Here is a 17,653-nt window from a genome sequence, read left to right as displayed (position 1 = left end):
CTGTGGGCGTTATCCGGTGACAGAGCCCAGGGTATCCGCGGTGGACTGGAGTGGGGGTGGCTGCCGTGCTTCCTGACCTCTGGCAGGCCGGCCTCGTCGCGAGTGCCGTCATCACGGTGTCGTTCGCCGCGATCGCGATCCGGCTGGTACTCGACCTGACGCGAACCGGGCAGTGGTCGGGGAACCCGCTCGGTGTCGCGACGATGCTCATCTTCCTCACCTGTGCGGGGAGCCACGGCGTCCGGACGGTGCAGCTGCTGGCACCGGTGCTGGGCGTGGGCGGGCTGCCGGGGCTGGCCTCGCACGTCGAGTACAACTGGGCGCACATGGTGGTGCTGGATCTCCTGACGGCGTTCGCGGGCCTCTGGTACTGGACGATGCGCCGGCGGTATCCGACGCTCGCGCGGGGAGCCTCGCTGTTCGAGGACCTCCGGAGCCGGAACCGGCAGGCGCTGGCGGTGCACGACAACATCGTCCAGGGGCTCTCGCGGACCAAACTCGCGCTGGAGGCCGAACAGGACGAACTCGGGGAGGAGGCACTGGAGGAGACCCTCGAGGAGGCCAAGACGATGATAACCGAGCTCATCGACGAGGAGGGGACCAAGGGAACGCTCCGCCGGGAGGACGACTGAGATGTTCGGGGTCGACCTGTGGGTCGTCGGCGTGGTGGCGACGACGCTCATGTGGATGAGCTACGTCGGCATCGCGGCCACGCTGTTGCGCGGGCTGCTGGAGGGTCGTCAGTGGGCCACCAACCATCTCGGGATGGCGACCGCGCTCATCTTCGCCACCTGTGCGGCCGGCCACGGGATGCACACGATGCACGCGCTCCTCCCCGTGACCGGGACGGACCTCACGCTCGGCTCGGCCGCGCGCGTCGTGTTCGGCGACCCCCGGCTCGTCGTGGTCAACGTGTTCGCGGGGGGCGTGGCGGTGTGGTATCTCTCGTTGCGGAACCGGTTCAAACTCATCTGGCGCGGGTCCGCGCTGTTCGACGACATGCGCGAGCGCCGGGAGCGGGCGCTGGACATCAACGACAGCGTCGTCCAGAACCTCTCGCAGGCGAAGCTCGCGCTCGACCAGGGCGACCGCGAACTGGCGCTCGAACTCGTCGACGAGACCCTCGACGACAGTAAACACCTCATCACGGAGATACTCGGCGAGGAGGGCTCGGAACTGGCCTTCGAGGCGGGTGAGATACACCGACCGGACGCCGCCGACCTCTCCGATATCACCGACGATGGGGGGTCGTCGTGAGAGTCGCGACGGTGGTGCTGGCGGGGCTGGTGCTGGCCCTCCTCGCGACTCCTGTCGCCGCACACCCGTTCCTCGCCTCCAGCGACCCGGCACCGGGCGAGTCACTCCCCGAGGGGGCCAGCGTCGTCATGCTGGAGTTCGGCGAGTCCATCGACGCCGCGACGCTCGAGGTCACGGTGACCGGCGGTGAGGGACCCGACCTCGTCGAGTCGGTCGAGACCACCGGCGACGCCCGGACGGTCCGGGTGACGACCGCGTCGCTGTCGCCCGGGGCGTACGAGTTGCGGTGGCGCGTGACGAGCACGGACGGCCACCCCGCGACCGGGACGCTCGCGTTCACCGTCGGGTCGGATGGTGGCGCCGGTGCTGCCGGCGACGACGCCGGCGCTTCGGACGGCGCGGCGCCCTCGTGGGATACGGTTCCGGGCGGTGCCGTGGCGCTGTTCGCGGAGACGCTGGCGGGCTGGGCGCTGCTCGTCGGTGCGCTGGTGACCGTGGGGCTGGCGTTCGTCGGCACCGTCGTCGAGCCGACGGTCCCCCGGGCCTGGCGCTCCGCCGTGGTCGGAACGGCCGGTCTCGCCGTCGCCGGCGGGCTGGGCGTGGTCGCGGCGCTCGCCTATCGCCACGGCGACCTCGGAACCGCCGTCGGCACGACTGGCGGCGCCGTCCGGGTGGCTGGTGTCGGGCTCTTCGTCGCCGCGCTCGCTGCTTCGGTCGTCGCTCGCTGGCGACCCTGGGCCCGACGCCGCCCCGGACTCGGGGGTGACTTCCACGGCGGCGCCTTCGCCGGTGCGGGGGCGCTGGCGCTCGGCGGCCTGCTGGCGGATTCGTTCGCCAGCCACGGGCTTGCGGGCGCGAGCGCGATGGGTATCGAGGGGGCCTGGGTCATGCTCGTCGGACTCGTTCACACGTCCGCGGCGGCGGTCTGGCTCGGCGGGCTGGTCGGTGTCAGCCTGACGGCGCTCCGGGCCTCACGGACGGACGCGCTGGCCGCGGCCCGTCGGTTCTCGCCGTGGGGCCTCGGGGCCGTCGTCGCACTGGCTGTCACCGGTGTCGTCTACGCCGACGCGCACCTGCTCCGGTGGAGCGACCTGCTGACGACCCGGTACGGCGGGCTCATCCTGCTGAAGGCGGGGCTCATCGTCGTCCCGCTGGCCTTCGCCGTGTACCACCGCTACCGCGTGCTGCCGTCGGGCCGGGGTGACCGACTCCGGCGGTCGGTCCCGATGGAGGCGCTGGCACTCGCGGCGATGCTCCTGCTGGCGGCGCATCTCGCGGCCCACCCGCGGCCCGCCCACGACGTGGCCGACGCCGACCTCGACCGGGGCCGCTGGCAGCAGGTCGAGCGCGGCGAGTACCGGTTCACGCTGGTGACGCCCGACCCGCCCCGTCCCGACGCTGACGCGCCCGTCCGGTTGCGCGTCGACAGCCGCTCGCTCCCCGGCATCTCGCTGCCGACACCCGAGGTGGTTGTCGACCCGCCGGGGTCGGTGGCGCCCCACTCGGTCGCGCTGGTCCGGGATGGCGGCGCGTGGCGGCTCCCGGACGATGTCCTCGACCGCCCCGGGGAGTGGGAACTCGAAGCTAGCCTCGACGGGCCACACGGCGCCGCGAGCGCCGACTGGACGGTCCGGCTGGACCCTGCCCCGGAGGTGACGGAGCCGTGACCCGTTCCGACGAGACGCCGACGGTCCCACTCGAGTCGCTCCCGGCCGCCGCGCTCGTCGCCGCGGACGGGCAGGTCACCGCCGCCAACGCCGCCGCGAGGGACCTGCTCGGTGACGACCTGCAGGGGACACCGCTGGCCAGGCTGTTCCCCGCGGGGCTGCCCGACCCCGTCACGGACGCCGCCGAACGACCGGCGGGCCCCGAGGCTGCGTCCACCGGCGACGATACGGCGTCGTTCCAGCGCGTCCGGGCGACGCCCGTCGATGGCGACCCGGTCGAGGTGGCGGTTGCGCTCGGCGACACCCCCGGCCATGAGAGCCTGCTTCTCGCGGTCCCCGTCGACCGGCTCTCCGGCCACTCGGACGACCTCCAGCAGTTCGTCTCCGGCGTCTCGCACGACCTGCAACAGCCGCTGGGCGTCATCCGGGGGTACCTGGAACTGCTGCGGCCCGCAGTCGAGGACGAACTCGACGAGGAGGCTCTCGACCACCTGCAAGGGGCCCACGGCGCCGTCGACCGGGCCGAGACTCTCCTCGAGGACCTCCTGACGTACGCCCGGGTCGGCCTCGACGAAACCGAACGGCCGGAGCGCGAGGCGGTCGACCTGAACGACGTCCTCGACGAGGTGGTCGACGCACTCCCGGCCCGCTGGGACGAGCCGGCGTCGGTAGACGTCGGGTCGCTCCCGACGATTCGGGGGCAGCGTCCCCGGCTCGCCCGCCTGTTCGAGAACCTCGTCTCGAACGCACTGAAGTACCAGGACGACCCCCCACGCCGCGTCCGTGTCTCCGCCGAGCAGGCAGGAGCGGACGGCGACTCCGTCCGGATAACCGTCGCGGACAACGGCGTCGGCATCGACCCGGACGAGGTCGACACCCTCTTCGACCTGTTCGAGCGGGGCAGCGCCGGCCGGGAGGTCGACGGGTCCGGTGTGGGTCTCGCGCTCTGTCAGGGTATCGTCGACGACCTCGGCGGTCGCATCGAGGTCGAGACCGAGCCCGGCGAGGGGTCGTCGTTCCACGTCATCGTTCCCCCGGGCGTGGTGGCTGAGCCGGCTCGGGTGGCCGAATCGAGCCCGGAGGCGGCGACCGAGTCGGAGCTCGCGTCGGGGTCGGACGCGGACTCCGAGCCCTGTTCGGTCATCCTCGTCGACGACGTGGAGGGGCTCCGGTCGCTCGTCCGGACGGTGCTGGAGAAGACCGGCCGGTACGAGGTGGTCGGCGAGGCCGGCACCGGCGAGGAGGGCATCGAGGTCGCCGCGGAGACGCGGCCGGACGTGGTCCTGCTCGACCTGTCGATGCCGCGGATGGACGGCCTGGAGGCGCTCCCGGAGATCCGCGATGTCGCGCCGGACGCGGACGTGGTCATCTACTCCGGCTTCCAGAAGGGGCGGATGGTGGAGAAGGCCCAGGAGCGTGGCGCGGTGGGCTACATCGAGAAGGGGGCGAACCCGGGGGAGATAATCGAGCAACTGGAGGCCGCCCTCGCCGACGGGGGCAGCAGCAACGAGTCCGACGCCCCCGAGTCGGCCGGCTCCGTCTCCTGAAGCTCAGAGCCCCCGGCTCAGCAGGTTCCAGAGCCGGTTCTGCCGTTTGCGGATGACCGTCACCGGGGAGACCACCTCGTACTCGCCGTCACCGTTGCGCTCGGCGATGCCCTCCATCTCGAAGTCCCCCAGCGTCTCCTCGACGGACTCCTCGGTGAACAGCGTCTGGCCGGCGATGGCTCCGGGTGTGGTCGGCTGCTGGCGGAAGGCCGTGAGGTAGACGGTCACGCGCTGGGGCGACTCGAGGATGTCGACCAGCAGTTCCTCGACGAGACTGCCGCCGGGGGCGGCGTTCTCGGCGGTGTACTCGATGTTCTCCTCGTCGGGGGCTTCCTCGCGGGCCACCTCGAGGCGGTCTTCGATGGCCTCGATGGCGGTCTTGCGGGCCTTCCCGTCGCGCTCGCGCTCGAGGAGCCGCCCCAGCTCGACCGGCTCCCGGAGGTCCGCGACCAGGTCCTCCAGTTCCGCGACCGTGTAGTCGGCCGGGTCGGCGTCGACCAGGTCAGCCTCGGTCACGTCGTCGTCCGTCTCGAACCCGACCATCCCGAACCCCTCGATGTCCATCTCCATGCCCAGCGTGTGGGTCCCCTTGCGGAGCCGTGGGGCGTCGATGATGACCTGGACCGTCTCAGCGAGGTCGAACGGGACGGGCTCGTCGGCCGAGACCGTCGCCGCCTCGACCAGCGTCCCGTTCGACAGTTCCAGCGTGATGTCCTCGGAGTCGACCGTCTCGTCGTCCAGCGTCCCACCACCGATATCGTGGAGCTCCCCCTCGATGAGCCGGTTCTTCAGTTCGAACTCCACCCCGCGTGTCGTGTTCTCCAGGCTCTCCCAGGTGAACAGGCGCTCCAGATACTGCTGGACGGACATGCCCGGCGCGAAGCGCCCCGCTTACTTCGTTCTTGTTGCTGCCACGAGCCCCGTTCCGCCGTGTCACGGTTCGGGACGGCCGCCCGGCGGCGGCCGCCCTCCCCCGTACTCGTGGGTAGCTCAAGCGCCCGTGCTTCGCGAGGCGGGTACGAGCCTCGGGTCGGAACTCCGGGACGGGGTCGTCACCGGTCTCCTGCTGGTCGCACCGCTCGCGGTCACCCTGTTCGTCGTCCAGTTCGTCGTGCGCCGGCTGTCGAGCGTGCTCGACCCGGTCGCCGTTCTCCACACCCCCCCGACCGTCGGCCACCGCATCTTCGTCCCCGACGACCGCCTCCACGAGACGGACCTGTCGGTCTCGCGGGCGGTCCGACTGCTCGTGGCGACCGGTGTCGCCGAGAGCGAGGAGGCGTTCGCCGAGATGAGAGAGGATATCGAGGGCGAACCCCATCCGACAGCCGACTGACGCCGCCGCGCTCGCCCTCCACTCCCCGCGCCGTCGGGCTTTTCCCCACGCCGGCCGCTCTCTCGGGTATGACCGACGATGCCGACCCCGGTGCCGAGGACCCGGTGGCGACCGAGGCCACCGAGGGCGCGACCGACCCGCTGGCGTGGGAGACGCTCGAATCGACGACCGACTACGACTGCCCCGGGTTCACGGTGCGACGCGACGAGGTCCGGCTTCCCGACAGCACCGAGACGGCGTTCCACAGCGTCGAGAACGGCGACTCCGTGGTCATCCTCCCGTTCACCGAGGACGGCGATGTGGTCCTCGTCGAGGAGTGGCGCCAGTCCGTCGAGCGCGTGAACCGTGGCCTCCCGGCGGGCAACGTCGAGGGCGACGAACCGCTCGTCGAGGCGGCCCGCCGGGAGCTGGCCGAGGAGACCGGCTACGAGGCCGCCGCCGTGGAGTTCCTCGTCGCCCACGAGCCGTCGAACGGCCTCCTCGACGCGACCTTCCACTACTTCGTCGCGCACGGCTGCGAACCGACCGGACAGCAGGACCTCGACGAGAACGAGTCCATCCGGGTGACGACCGCGCGGTTCGACGAACTCCGTGACGCTGCACTGGGCGGCGGGATGCGTGACGGCCGCTCGGCGCTCGGCGTGCTGCAGTACGCGCTGCGCACGGAGTAGCCCGGCGGCCTGCCGCGACCGACGCCCTTTGACGGCTGGGCCTCCCAGTCCGGGTATGAGCCGTCGCGTGCCGGAGGCCGCCGTCCTCGTGGGGGTGGTGTTGTCGCTCTCGTTCGCGCTGTACGGCGTCCTGTTCGGTGACCCGCTCTCGACGGCGCTGGTGAGCGTCCTCGTCCTCTACGCTTTCGTCGGCTACGCCGTGGCCGTGGACGACGACCCGGCCGCGACCCTGCTCCCGGACCCGACGCTGGCGGCCGCGACGGTTGCCGGGGCGCTCGCTCTCGCGTACGGGCTGGCGACGCTGCGCCCCTTCATCGGGCTGCTGGTCGCGCTCGTGCTCGTCGTGCCGGCGGCGCTGTTCCACGCGACCCACGGCGAGTCGGTCAACCCGCTCTCGCCCGACGCCACGCTCGCGCTCGCCGCTGCCGGTGGCATCCTCGTGCTGCTCGGGGGCGTCGCGGTCGGTCGGTTCACGGGCGACCTCGCCGGGACGACGAGTACCGCCGCGTTCGCTGCTGGCCTGCTCGTCCTCGGTGCGGCCGAGTACCACACTCGCCGCGCCCCCGGGCGGCTCCCCCGCCGAGCCGAGCAGGCGGCCGTCCTCCTGACGCTCTCGGGCGCGGCGCTCGCGATGGGCTCTTTCGTGTTCGTGCTGGACGAGGCGCTCGCGGGGCTGGCGGTCGCGGTCACGCTGCTCGTCGTCGGTGCGTACTTCGCGCTCGTCGACGAGCGCCGCGAGCGCGTGCGCCGCCGGCGACGGAGACGGCGCGGTGGCGGCGGCTGGTTCTGAGGCGGTCGGGAGCAACGGAACCGGGAACGAGACGCCGCGGGAGTCCGTCTAGCTCGTGTCCGGCGTCGTCTGGATGTTGAACGTCTTGCGGATGACCTGGGTGAACCCCATCGAGCAGAGGAAGTACCAGACGATCCACACCTGGATGGGACCGGCGACGCCCGCGGTCCACTCGCGCTCGCCGACCAGCGGGATGACCATCGTGCCCAGCTCGCCGGGATGCTCGAGGATCATCCAGTACATCCACAGGAAGACGGGGATGGTGAACAGCATGATCCAGACCATCGGGCGGAACTGCTCCTTGAACATGCCGAGGTTGTCGCCCATGGCCTCCATCTTCTCCTCCTGGATGCGGTCGAGTTCCTCCTCGTCGTCGCGCTCGCGGGCCTCCTTCTCGCGCTCCTGGATCTCCTGCAGTCGCTCCTGGTACTTGGCCATCTTCGAGGTGTCCATCAGGTTGTCCTGGAGGATGGTCGAGTACAGCCCCGTGAACAGCGAGAGAACGAGGATGACGGCGTAGAACGGGAGCGCGGCCTCCAGCGGCCCCAGTCCGATGTCGAGGACGCTCGCGATGGTGTTCCGGACGTTCGGGAGCGAGTAGCCCGCGAACAGGCCCAGCGCGCCGACCGCGGCCATCTTGTCGTACACCGACCACGAGGAGTCCTCGTCGTCGATGTCCACGTCCGACGACGCACTCGACGCGCTCGACGCGCTCGTGGTCGTCCCGCCGTCCGTGACGCTCGCCGCGCTCGCGCCGCCGACGACGGCCGCCACGTCGCCGGGGTCGTTGACCTCGCAGCCCCCGTCACCCGTCTTCTCGAGGACGCGCTCCTGGATGAGCCGGCTCCACTGTCCGGTCGTGAGGTCGTCGCTCACGGCCTCCCACGTCACCCGGCCGCCCTCGGCCCGGTCGAGGACCGTCTGGAGCGCGTCGCGCATCTCCGGGTCCTCGTCGATGAGGGACTCCACTCGTTCTGCGGTCCGTGCCATTGCTCGCTCGTAGCCGTCGCCCGCTAATCAACCTTTCACTGTCCAGAGCGCGCTCACGAGGTCCGCTCGCTCGAACCGCGCTGGCCGGAGGAATACTCATGTGTGAAATCACCACACGAATTATAAACCACAAGGAGAATACCCGCGCCTTTAGGCGCGGGATGAATCCGACAACCCCTCCACAATCCACCGTCGATAGCAAACCTGGATATTCCACGTCCCAACCCGAATCTTCACAAGAAAAGGCCGTATAAAAGCTTATACAGGCGTTCAGAATGCTGGAAATCCACCGCACCCACCGAGCGAACATCCGCAACCACTCACAGGTAGAGGAACCGCTCGACCGGCACGGGTGGTCGGCCAGCAAGCTCTGGAACGTCGCCAACTACCACTCTCGACAACAGTGGGAAGACACGGGCGAGATTCCTGACCACGGCGACCTCAAAGACGAGTTGAAGACCCACAACAAGTACAAGGGATTGCACTCGCAGTCCAGTCAGCGCGTTCTGGAGGAACTCGCTGAAGCCTTCAACTCGTGGTACGGAAAGAGGAAGGCAGACGGTCGAGCGAATCCGCCCGGCTACCGCAAGAAAAACTACTACGACTCAGTAGGCCGCCGAGTCCACGAAGAACACCCGCGTAGCACGGTAACGTGGAAACAGAACGGCATCAAACACGACACCAAGAACAATCGTGTCCGCCTCTCGAAAGGCGCGAATCACAAGGAACACCCGAAAGCATGGGAATACATCCTTGTCGAATACGAAACCCGGCCAGGCGTCACCGTCGAGAACCTGCAACAAGTTCGCGCCGTCTACGACAAGCAGAAAGAGCGATGGGAACTGCACCTCGTCTGCAAAGACGAGATCGAGACGCCCAACGCGCCGGGTGACGAGACGGCTGGAATCGACCTCGGCATCTGTAACTTCGCGGCGGTCGCGTACAGCACCGAGGAAGCCGACCTGTACCCCGGAAACCGCTTGAAACAGGACGGCTACTACTTCCCCAAAGAAATCGCCAAGTGCGACGATCCTGGTGGCGAACGGGCCACCCGATTGCACCACAAGTGGTCGGAGCGCCGCACCCACTTCTTCCACAGCCTCGCCAAACACATCGTAGAGAGGTGTATCGAGCGTGGAGTTGGCCGCATTAACGTCGGTGAACTCGCTGGTGTCCGTGAGGACGAGAACGGAGAGACGAAGAACTGGGGTCGTCACGGGAACCTTGACCTGCACGGGTGGGCGTTTGACCGCTTCACCTCGATTCTCACGTACAAAGCCACGGTCGAGGGCATCGAGGTCGTAGAAGTTTCGGAGCGCGACACGAGCAAGAGGTGTTGTGTGTGCGGTAGAGAAGACGAGAGTCAGCGTGTTGAACGTGGCTTGTACGTTTGTGAGGCGTGTGATGCGGCGTTCAACGCGGACCTGAATGGGGCGGAGAACATCCGTCTCAACATCAACGACGAAAGTAACTCCGAGTCTTCGGCCAGTTTGGACGAGGATAGGAGTACCGGCTGGTTGGCACAGCCCGGAGTCTACCTTCACGACTTGTCCAGCGGATTCCAACCGCAGGAACAAGTGGTAGACTGCAAACCCTAATATCCCAACCGCGGTCGGGATTCCTCCGCCTTCAGGCGGAGGAGGATGTCAAATGGCTGGGTACGCAACCCACGGAAGTATTCCACACGGTGTGGGGGGTGGACGCTGACAGATGGACACGAGCCAGCTTGACACGGCCGAGCTGTACCGATTACTGGAGACCGTCGAGGACCCTGCGGCGAGATACCACATCCGGAACGCGATCCAGTACGCGATCGCGCTCGAGGAACACGGGCGACTCGGTCCACAGCGGATTCCGGCGTCCGAGCCGGACACCGGGACGGACCTGGACTCGGATGCCGACCGGACCGACGACGACTGAGTGCACGCCGGCGGCCGCCGAGATTCCGCCCGCTCGTACCGACCGGAAGAGATTTGCTCGCCGATTCCGCCGCCGATATGTCGGATACCACCACGGGACAGTGCCGCGAGACCGTTGCCGAGGAGCACGAGTGATACCTGAAAATCGGTTATTCGAGAGATAATCGACAGTTTCGAATTCTAGTCGCTGTATAAGCGGCGAATATGCGTTATCCGCGACGGATGATGCCCTCGAACAGTCCGGCCATGACGGTCGTGTCGTCGTCGGTGCGGACGGCCTCGAACTCCGCGGTGACCTCGACCCGGTCCCCGTGGTCCACGTCGACGAACGTCACCTCGCAGGCGATATGCTGGCCGGTGTAGACGGGGCGGCGGAACTCGAACTCCATCCGCGAGGCCAGCACGTTGAGGTCACCACCCACCTTCGTCGGGAGTGTGGCCGTGAGCAGTCCCTGCACGAGGAGGCGCCCTTCCTCGTCGGTCTCGACGTGGTGGTCTCCCTCGTCGCCGGAGACCGTCGTGAACGTGCGGACCTCCCCGGGCGTGAACGTCCGCTCGTGCGTGACGACGGTGCCCTCGGAGAGGTCCTCGGGCGTGAGGTCGGTCATCGGTTCGGGACGTCGGGCGGCGGGATGATGAGCGATGCGGTGACCCGCGTCCGATGGGTCCAGCCGTGGTCGGCTACTTCTCCTGTGAGTGCCGGACCTGCACCACGACGCCGCGCGTCGAATCGACCATCGCGCGGCCGTGGGCCTGCGCACGCCCGACCGCGAACGCCGTCGGCCCCTCGACGACCACCTCGTCGCCCACGCGGATGGAGTCGTCGGCGTCCACCACGCCGGGCGCGAGAACGCTTCCCTGCGGGACGAACGCGTCGATCTCCACGCGCTTGGTCGGCACGTCGCTGCTGGCCCAGCGGCGCGCGCCCGCGAGCGTGAGCGAGAGGGTGCCGTAGTTGGGGACCATCGTGGCGACGTGGACGGCCCCGTCGTCGTCCGTATCGTCGCCGGGACGGGCCTCGATGCCGGCGTCCATCGCGCGGAGTTTGGGGTAGCGACTCCCCGTCCGCAGTTCGCGGAAGAACGCCTCGCCCGCGCCCTCGCCGAAGACGTAGTCCGCGAGCGCGCGGACGGTGCGGTGCTCGCGTTCGCGCTTGCTGAAGCGGTCCGCGCCCTCCAGCGCGCCCGCGAGGTTCGCCAGCGAGTCGTCGGTCGTCGGGTGGTCGGCGACGGTGAACTCGACCGGCGGCGCGTCGTCCAGCCGGTCGACCGCACGCTCGACGATAGGCCGATAATCGTCGGGCAGGTGTGCGACGACGCGCGGGTAGTCGGCCCGGTCGAGATAGCGCGCGAGGACCGTGGCGACGAACTCGTACTCGGTCTCGGTCCAGCGGCCCGTCACCACCGAATCGTAGTGCTGGGCCGGGTAGGTGGTCTCTAACTCCTGCGGCACGACGCCGATGGGCGAGGTCATCGACACCGTGTGCGCCCGGTAGTCGATGGCGCGGTGGAACTGTGCGTGGCTCTGTGACTCGCTGTACGGTTTCGTCGCCGAACAGGGCACCAGCAGCAGCGGCAGGTCGTCGAACCGCGGGACGTAGCGGCTCGTCACGCGGTCGGCGAACCGCTGTATCTCGGGTCGCCGGAGCGTGTCGTCGGTCGCCGAGAGCATCGACTCCCGCCGGAACAGCGGGGCGCGCTCCTCGACGTAGGCGTACTCCTGGTCCAGTCGCCGCAGCACCGAGGTCGGGAACGACTCGTGGCGACCCTGCCCCTCGAGGTAGTCGCGCAGGCGGCCGTCCCGGATGCGGGTCCGGACGGTCGACAGCGCCGTCTCGAGGGCGTTGACGTTGTGCTCGGCACACGCCTCGCGGTCGAACGCCTCGCGCCCGCCCGCGCAGGCGGGGCACGCGCAGGGCAGCTCCTCGAGGTCCTCGAGGAAGTACTCCCCGTCGGTCGTCTGGTAGAACCCCTCCGTCCCGCGGACGTACGCGCGGTCGGCGTCCACGAGGTCCACGCCGGCGTAGACGAGCGCGGCGACGTTCGCGGGTGTGGCGGCTCCCGCCAGGTACAGGGCGCTGTCGTCCGGAACCGCCCGCCGGACGCTCGTGATGGCATCGACGAACGCCGCGGCGTGCCCCACGAGTGACGGGCCGCCGGAGAGGACGTACGCGTCGGCCCCGTGGTCTACGGCGGTGTCGGTGCCGACGACGACGGCGGTCGGGAACTCGAGGTCGCCGGCGTCCGGGGCGTCCTCGCCGGCGGCCACGCCGTCCTCCGGGTCCGGGCTGTCGCCGGTCGCGGCGTTCCCGGCGCCGCCGAACGTCTCCCGGACGCTGTCGGGCGTTCCTGGCGGCAGTGCGCGGTGCGGGAGCACCGTCAGCGCGTCCGGGTCCCCGTCGGGCGTCGCGCGGGCGGCGGCCCACTCGCTCCCGGCGTCGCGGAGCCGGTCCCCGACGAGCCCCGGCGTCCGGAGCGGGGTCGGGAGGCGGACCTCGCCGATGCGGGCCGCCCCGTCCCGCGCGTGGACCTCGAAATGGTCGGTCATACCCCTTCTCGCGGGCCGTGCGTCAACCCTCTTGCGTTCCGTGGTAGGTTGGTGGTGCGTAGGTACTGGATTGGCTTGGTGAGTTTGCTGCTGACAGCACCGATAGGGAGCTGTTGAGACAGGGAGCTGTTGAAAGCCCCCGCGGGCTCGGGGGGCCGGGCCTCGCTGCGCTCCTCGGCCTCCCTGCGGTCGGCCTGCGGTGCTTGCGTCGTCCGGGCCCCGCCGAGCCCGCGGCCCCTTTCAGTCCCGCCCTGTGGCTGTCCGAGGTCGCGTCCACACCATGCTAGCTCGGTGTGTGCGCCCCGTGGAACGGACAATCTCGGGTGGGAATGGAAGGGGCTGGCCGCCTCGACCCGGCCCGGCCGACGCAAGCACCGCAACGAGCGACCGAAGGGAGCGACGTGAGGAGCGCAGCGAGGCCCGGCCGGTCGAGCGGTCAGGGGCTTCCAAATCGGTTCGATTCACGTATCGTCATTCTGAATCTCCCTTCAACTACGTCCCCTACAGCCACGAACCCGTCCCCGGCACGCCTTTGCCCGCTGGCCTCCACGCGGCAGTCGTGCGCCGGTTCAACCCCATCCCGCGGCGGTACGCCCGCGAGTACCTGGAGGCGGCGCCGACGCTGGTCTGGCTCGTCTTCGGGACGCTCGCCATCGGCGTCATCGGGCTGCGCTGGTACGTCGACCGCGGGCTGGCGGGGGTGTCGACGTTCCTGTGGCCCCTGTTCGCGGACTCGCCCGCGGCCACGTTCCTGGGGTCGCTGGCCTTCGCCACCCTCCTGCCGGCGCTGGGGCGCCCGCTCGAGGACGCCCCGTTCAACCGCCCACTCGCGTACCTGCACACGCTGGCGTTCGTCTGGCTCGTCGAGACGGGGCTCTGGACGCTCGTCGCCCTCAATCTCGGCTTCGGGGCCTACTTCCCGGACCCGTTCGCCTACTTCGGCGTCATCGGGAGCCACCTGGCGTTCGCCGCAGCCGCGTACCTGCTCCCGCACGCGGCGCGCACGACGCGCGGCGCGCTCGCGTTCGCGCTCGGGTGTGCACTCGTGAACGACCTCGTCGACTACGGGTTCGGGCTGCATCCCCCGCTGCGGTACGACCCTGGTGTCGGACTGGCCGTCGCGTCGGTCTGCACGTCGGTCCTCGCGGTCGGACTCGCCGCGCTCGCGTTCGAGCGGATGGGTGCTGAAACGGCCACATGAACGGTCTGGGGCCTGCTAAACGTCTCGTTTTACGCCTCGTTCATTCCGTTCACGCGGCCGCCCGCCCGTGAACCGTTCGAACGACTGGCCGGGTTTTAGCCGGTGTAGCCGATAGGTGGTGGTGATGAGACGAGCCTCGATTCTGATCGCGGTCGCCGTGGTCCTCGCTGCTGTCGGGACCGGTGCGGTCGCCGGCGCCAGCGGGGCTCTTCCTGCGGTCGCCACGCAGGAGGCAACGCCGACGCCGACGGCGGCCGACAGGAACGAGACGAGCACGACCACCGCGAACCAGAGCGAGGCCGACGGGAACGCCTCCTTCGGCCTGACGGTCGCCTCCTTCGCCCAGGCCAGTGCTGCGGAGGCCGAGGGCGAGGTGCAACACGGGATGTTCACGGCTGCGGTCAACCGAACCGACGGGCAGGAACGGGCCGCCGTGGTCCGCCAGCGGACGACCGAGCTGAGCGAGCGCGTGGCCCAGCTCCGCGCGGAGCGGGCGGAGCTGCTCGCCGAGCGCAACCTGACGGTCGGCGAGCGGGTCCGGGCCGCGCGGCTCGCGACCCGGGCCGGCCAGCTGGAACAGAACGTCAACCAGACCGAGTCGGTCGCCGAGCGGGTCGGCGTCAACGAGACCCGGCTGGAGCGGCTCCGGACGGAAGCCAGCGAGCTGACTGGCCCCGAGGTCGCCGAGATGGCCCGCGGGCTGGCCGGCATGCCCGACGCTCCCGGCCGGAGTGGTGACCGGGGCCCTCCCGGGAAACGCGGTCCGGGCGGTGATGCCGGTCCGCCCGAGGAGCGCGGTCCGAGCGGTGCCGAGGAGGACGGGAACGTGACCGGCGGCGAGCGCGGGCCGCCGGACGAGCGTGGGAACGACGACGCCGGTGCGAACGCGGGTGGCGGCCCGTCGGGCGACTCCGGTAGCGACGACGACGCCAGCACGAGCGGGAGTGACGGCGACGAGACGGGTACCGACGACGACTCCACGGGCGATTCCGACGGTTCCGACTCCACCGGTGGCCCCGGGGACAGTTCGGGTGGCGATTCGACCGACGAGGGCTCCGAGGGCCCCGGTGGTGGCAGTAGCGCGGGCGGTCCCGGTGACGCGTAACGGTAGACACGCTTTTTCCTCTCGGCGACCTCCTCCCGGGTAATGGACTCGGCGGCGCTGCTCGACCTGCTCGGGAACGAGAACCGGCGGCGTATCCTCCGGCTCCTGGCGCGCAAGCCCTGCTACGTCACCGAAATATCCGAGTATCTCGGCGTGAGCCCGAAGGCCGTCATCGACCATCTCCGCAAACTGGAGGAGGCGGGTCTCGTCGAGTCGCGTGTCGACAGTCAGCGGCGCAAGTACTTCTCCATCGCCCGGAACCTCCGGCTTGAGGTGTCGGTCTCCCCGTACGGCTTCGGGACGAAGTCGGCCTACCCCGCCAGCCGCGGGTTCGATATGTCGCGCTGTCGCTACCTCTCGCTGGATATGGGTCTCGACCCCGACGCGGCCGCGGGGGACGGTGAGGGTGACGCCGACGGCGAGGAGGGGCCGGACGGTGGCCTCGCGTCGCTGGCTGGCGAACTGGGGCGGCTGGAGGCACTGGAGAACGAACTCTCGATGGCCCAGCGGTGGGTGCAGGGCCGGCTCACCGACGTGATGGACGACCTCAGCGAGCGGTTCGACGACCTCGGCGGGATGGACGGCCGGTTCTACGCCGAGGTGGCTGCGGCGGTCGCCGACGGTGCATCGTCGGCGGAGCGCATCGCCCGGCAGGTCGATGCCTCCCCCGAGGCTGTCGACGAGGCGCTCCGGCTCCTCGCCGACCACGGGGTCATCGAACGCACGGAGGGCGGCTGGCAGGTGGCCGGGGGCTGACTCCCCGACGGGTCACCTCGGCGCGGCAGCGCCGCTCAGACCCCCCGCGTCAGCCCGGCGCGCAGGTCCCGACCGAAGTAACAGCCCAGTACCGCGGCCAGCAACCCGGCCGTCCCGCCGACGGCCGCCAGCGGCACCGTCAGGTCCGCCACCGCGGCGATGAACAGCTGACTGAGCAGCGTGCCGGCCGCCGCCGTCCCCGCCCCCGCGACCGCGAGTTCGAGGTAGTGGCCGTGCCCCACCAGGCCCAGTCCGAAGGCCGCGACGAAGATGCCGACGAGGCCCGCGATGCCCCCGAGTGGGACGACGAGACTCGCCGCCACGAAGGCGACGATGGAGACGACGAGCGACAGCCCCAGCCCCCGTATCGTGAACCGCGGCAGCGGGAGCGAGGGGCGGGAGAACGAGGGCCACGACGGGAGCCGCGACCGCAGACCGCCGCTCGACGCCGTCTCGTGGTCGGACGACCGCTCGGCCGGGTCGCCCCGGTCGCTCCGGTCGGGCTCTCGGTCCTCCGACAGGAGGCCGTCGATGTCGACCTCGGAGTCGTACTCCAGTTCGTCCGACCGGCTCATACCCGACAGTGCGACCGGCGGACGTATCGGTCTTTCTCCGGTCGTCGTTCGATGGTTGTGGACCCGCTCCCGAACGTCGACGGAACCGGGTTCGTTCTCCGGACGCTCCAGGTGGAACTCACGTGAGAAATCCCGTGACGGCTGCGCTCGCTAGTCCTTCTTCAGGTCCTTCAGCCGGATGCCGTCGTCGACGAGTCGGCGGTTCCCCTCGCGTTCGAGGCGGTCGGCCAGCCCCTCGTGGGTGGTGAGCTGTCGGACCAGGGCGGCGTAGAGGTCCCGCCAGGCGATGGCGTAGGCCGGCGACTGGCCCCACGCGCGCAGCTCCGGGACGAAATCGTCGTAGGTCTCGATGCGTGCTTCGAGATGCTCGACCACGTCCAGCACCTCGGCGGCCACCTCGGCCGCGTCGTCGGCGGTCTCGATGGTGGCGTTGACGTGGCGCTCGAAGCCCGCCACCGCCCGCTCCATGTCGCGCGCGGCGTTCTCGCCGTCGCCCGGAAGTAGCTCGATGACCGGCTCCGGGATGGTCAGCTCCACCTCGTCGATGTCCATACCGGCGCTACGACACCCGGGCAGGTAAAGCCTCGTCGCCGACCGCCCGGAGAACGGTACCGGACCGCCGCCGTCGCCTCAGACCTCGTCCTCGATGGCGGCGTGGAGCTCCTCCCAGACCTCGTCGGGGGCGCCCTCGCCGTCGATGCGGACGAGTTCGTCGCGGATGTCGTAGTGGTCGATGACGGGCTGGGTGTTCTCGTCGAACACGTTGAGCCGCTCGCGCACCGTCTCCTCCGTGTCGTCGTCGCGCTGGATCAGTTCGCCGCCACACTTGTCGCAGACGCCCGCCTCCTCCGGCGGGCTGAACTCGACGTGGTAGTTGGTACCACACTCGTCACAGATTCGGCGGCCGGTCAGGCGCTCGACGAGCTCCTCCCGGGGCACCTCCAGCAGCGCCACGACGTCCAGCTCGGTGATCTCGTCGAGGTACTTCGCCTGGTCGAGGTTGCGCGGGTAGCCGTCGAGGACGTAGCCGTCGGCCTCCTGAAGCGCCGTCTTGACGATCTCGTTGACGACCTCGTCCGGAACGAGTTCGCCGGCGTCCATGAAGCCGCCCGGCGTGTCGTACTCGACATCGAGGTCGGAGATGTCCATCCCCTTGTTCGAACGGAGCGCGTCGCCCGTGGTGACGTGGTCGACGCCGTACTCCTCGACGATGTTGCTGGACTGCGTACCCTTGCCCGCGCCCGGCGGCCCGAGCAGCAGGATGTTCGGCTGGCTCATGGCGCGCTGTTCGGCCT

At 69.8% G+C, this 17,653-nt stretch carries 19 protein-coding genes; 12 read left to right on the top strand and 7 right to left on the bottom strand.

The annotated features are described in order from the left end of the window. Window positions 1-65: 65 nt before the first annotated feature. The 4 genes from NL115_RS06820 to NL115_RS06805 are packed head-to-tail and all read left to right on the top strand — an operon-like array spanning window position 66 to window position 4,471. Complete coding sequence (locus NL115_RS06820; RefSeq protein ID WP_254832435.1) at window positions 66-632, top strand: hypothetical protein; 567 nt, start codon at window positions 66-68, stop codon at window positions 630-632. Window position 633: 1 nt separating this feature from the next. Continuing rightward, window positions 634-1,257 (top strand): hypothetical protein, encoded by a 624-nt coding sequence (locus tag NL115_RS06815; protein WP_254832434.1) that lies wholly within the window; start codon window positions 634-636, stop codon window positions 1,255-1,257. Continuing rightward, entirely contained in the window at window positions 1,254-2,924 is a 1,671-nt protein-coding gene (locus NL115_RS06810; protein WP_254832433.1) for a copper resistance CopC/CopD family protein, read from the top strand. The genes NL115_RS06815 and NL115_RS06810 overlap by 4 nt, the downstream gene beginning before the upstream one ends. Next, complete coding sequence (locus NL115_RS06805) at window positions 2,921-4,471, top strand: ATP-binding protein (protein ID WP_254832432.1); 1,551 nt, start codon at window positions 2,921-2,923, stop codon at window positions 4,469-4,471. Before NL115_RS06810 ends, NL115_RS06805 begins: the two co-directional genes overlap by 4 nt. A 3-nt stretch (window positions 4,472-4,474) precedes the next feature. Here NL115_RS06805 and NL115_RS06800 read toward each other — a convergent pair whose 3' ends face one another. Beyond that, window positions 4,475-5,341: a hypothetical protein gene (locus NL115_RS06800; protein WP_254832431.1), complete on the bottom strand. Its 867-nt coding sequence runs from the start codon at window positions 5,339-5,341 to the stop codon at window positions 4,475-4,477. A gap of 130 nt (window positions 5,342-5,471) precedes the next feature. Here NL115_RS06800 and NL115_RS06795 point away from each other — a divergent pair, with 130 nt between their 5' ends. From NL115_RS06795 to NL115_RS06785, 3 genes are all read left to right on the top strand, one after another. Next, window positions 5,472-5,804, top strand: a complete 333-nt coding sequence (locus NL115_RS06795; protein WP_254832430.1) for a DUF502 domain-containing protein — start codon at window positions 5,472-5,474, stop codon at window positions 5,802-5,804. Window positions 5,805-5,872: 68 nt separating this feature from the next. After that, the gene (locus tag NL115_RS06790; RefSeq protein ID WP_254832429.1) at window positions 5,873-6,475 is read left to right on the top strand and encodes an NUDIX hydrolase; all 603 of its coding nucleotides are present in this window, start codon (window positions 5,873-5,875) and stop codon (window positions 6,473-6,475) included. A 55-nt stretch (window positions 6,476-6,530) separates the two neighbouring features. Continuing rightward, window positions 6,531-7,265 carry a hypothetical protein gene (locus tag NL115_RS06785; protein WP_254832428.1) on the top strand — a complete coding sequence of 245 codons (735 nt, stop codon included), beginning with the start codon at window positions 6,531-6,533 and terminating at the stop codon, window positions 7,263-7,265. A gap of 48 nt (window positions 7,266-7,313) precedes the next feature. On the opposite strand, the gene NL115_RS06780 is transcribed toward NL115_RS06785, so the two are convergent. Beyond that, complete coding sequence (locus NL115_RS06780) at window positions 7,314-8,255, bottom strand: DUF106 domain-containing protein (protein WP_254832427.1); 942 nt, start codon at window positions 8,253-8,255, stop codon at window positions 7,314-7,316. 275 nt (window positions 8,256-8,530) lie between these two features. Between NL115_RS06780 and NL115_RS06775 the strand changes: the two genes are divergently transcribed. Beyond that, window positions 8,531-9,853 carry an RNA-guided endonuclease InsQ/TnpB family protein gene (locus NL115_RS06775; RefSeq protein WP_254832426.1) on the top strand — a complete coding sequence of 441 codons (1,323 nt, stop codon included), beginning with the start codon at window positions 8,531-8,533 and terminating at the stop codon, window positions 9,851-9,853. Between the two features lie 112 nt (window positions 9,854-9,965). Then, the gene (locus tag NL115_RS06770) at window positions 9,966-10,175 is read left to right on the top strand and encodes a hypothetical protein (RefSeq protein WP_254832425.1); all 210 of its coding nucleotides are present in this window, start codon (window positions 9,966-9,968) and stop codon (window positions 10,173-10,175) included. Between the two features lie 208 nt (window positions 10,176-10,383). On the opposite strand, the gene NL115_RS06765 is transcribed toward NL115_RS06770, so the two are convergent. Next, window positions 10,384-10,782, bottom strand: a complete 399-nt coding sequence (locus tag NL115_RS06765) for a hotdog family protein (RefSeq protein WP_254832424.1) — start codon at window positions 10,780-10,782, stop codon at window positions 10,384-10,386. A gap of 73 nt (window positions 10,783-10,855) precedes the next feature. Further along, the gene (arcS, locus tag NL115_RS06760; protein ID WP_254832423.1) at window positions 10,856-12,721 is read right to left on the bottom strand and encodes an archaeosine synthase subunit alpha; all 1,866 of its coding nucleotides are present in this window, start codon (window positions 12,719-12,721) and stop codon (window positions 10,856-10,858) included. A 559-nt stretch (window positions 12,722-13,280) separates the two neighbouring features. Between arcS and NL115_RS06755 the strand changes: the two genes are divergently transcribed. The 3 genes from NL115_RS06755 (at window position 13,281) to NL115_RS06745 (ending at window position 15,783) form a co-directional block, all read left to right on the top strand. Beyond that, on the top strand, window positions 13,281-13,922 hold the full coding sequence (locus NL115_RS06755) for a DUF1405 domain-containing protein (RefSeq protein WP_254832422.1): 642 nt from the start codon (window positions 13,281-13,283) through the stop codon (window positions 13,920-13,922). 124 nt (window positions 13,923-14,046) lie between these two features. Next, a complete protein-coding gene (locus NL115_RS06750) occupies window positions 14,047-15,027 on the top strand; it encodes a hypothetical protein (protein ID WP_254832421.1) in 981 nt (326 codons plus the stop codon). Between the two features lie 42 nt (window positions 15,028-15,069). Continuing rightward, entirely contained in the window at window positions 15,070-15,783 is a 714-nt protein-coding gene (locus tag NL115_RS06745) for an ArsR/SmtB family transcription factor (protein WP_254832420.1), read from the top strand. A 35-nt stretch (window positions 15,784-15,818) separates the two neighbouring features. Here the strand turns inward: NL115_RS06745 and NL115_RS06740 are convergent, their stop codons facing one another. From NL115_RS06740 to NL115_RS06730, 3 genes are all read right to left on the bottom strand, one after another. Continuing rightward, window positions 15,819-16,358 (bottom strand): DUF8526 domain-containing protein, encoded by a 540-nt coding sequence (locus tag NL115_RS06740; protein WP_254832419.1) that lies wholly within the window; start codon window positions 16,356-16,358, stop codon window positions 15,819-15,821. A 150-nt stretch (window positions 16,359-16,508) separates the two neighbouring features. After that, window positions 16,509-16,904, bottom strand: a complete 396-nt coding sequence (locus NL115_RS06735; RefSeq protein WP_350355305.1) for a DUF7971 family protein — start codon at window positions 16,902-16,904, stop codon at window positions 16,509-16,511. A gap of 84 nt (window positions 16,905-16,988) precedes the next feature. After that, window positions 16,989-17,636 carry an adenylate kinase gene (locus NL115_RS06730; RefSeq protein ID WP_254832417.1) on the bottom strand — a complete coding sequence of 216 codons (648 nt, stop codon included), beginning with the start codon at window positions 17,634-17,636 and terminating at the stop codon, window positions 16,989-16,991. Between the last annotated feature and the right edge of the window lie 17 nt (window positions 17,637-17,653).

Source organism: Haloglomus salinum (genome assembly GCF_024298825.1).
Taxonomy (GTDB): Archaea; Halobacteriota; Halobacteria; order Halobacteriales; family Haloarculaceae; genus Haloglomus; species Haloglomus salinum.
This window is presented reverse-complemented; position numbering and strand designations above follow the sequence as displayed.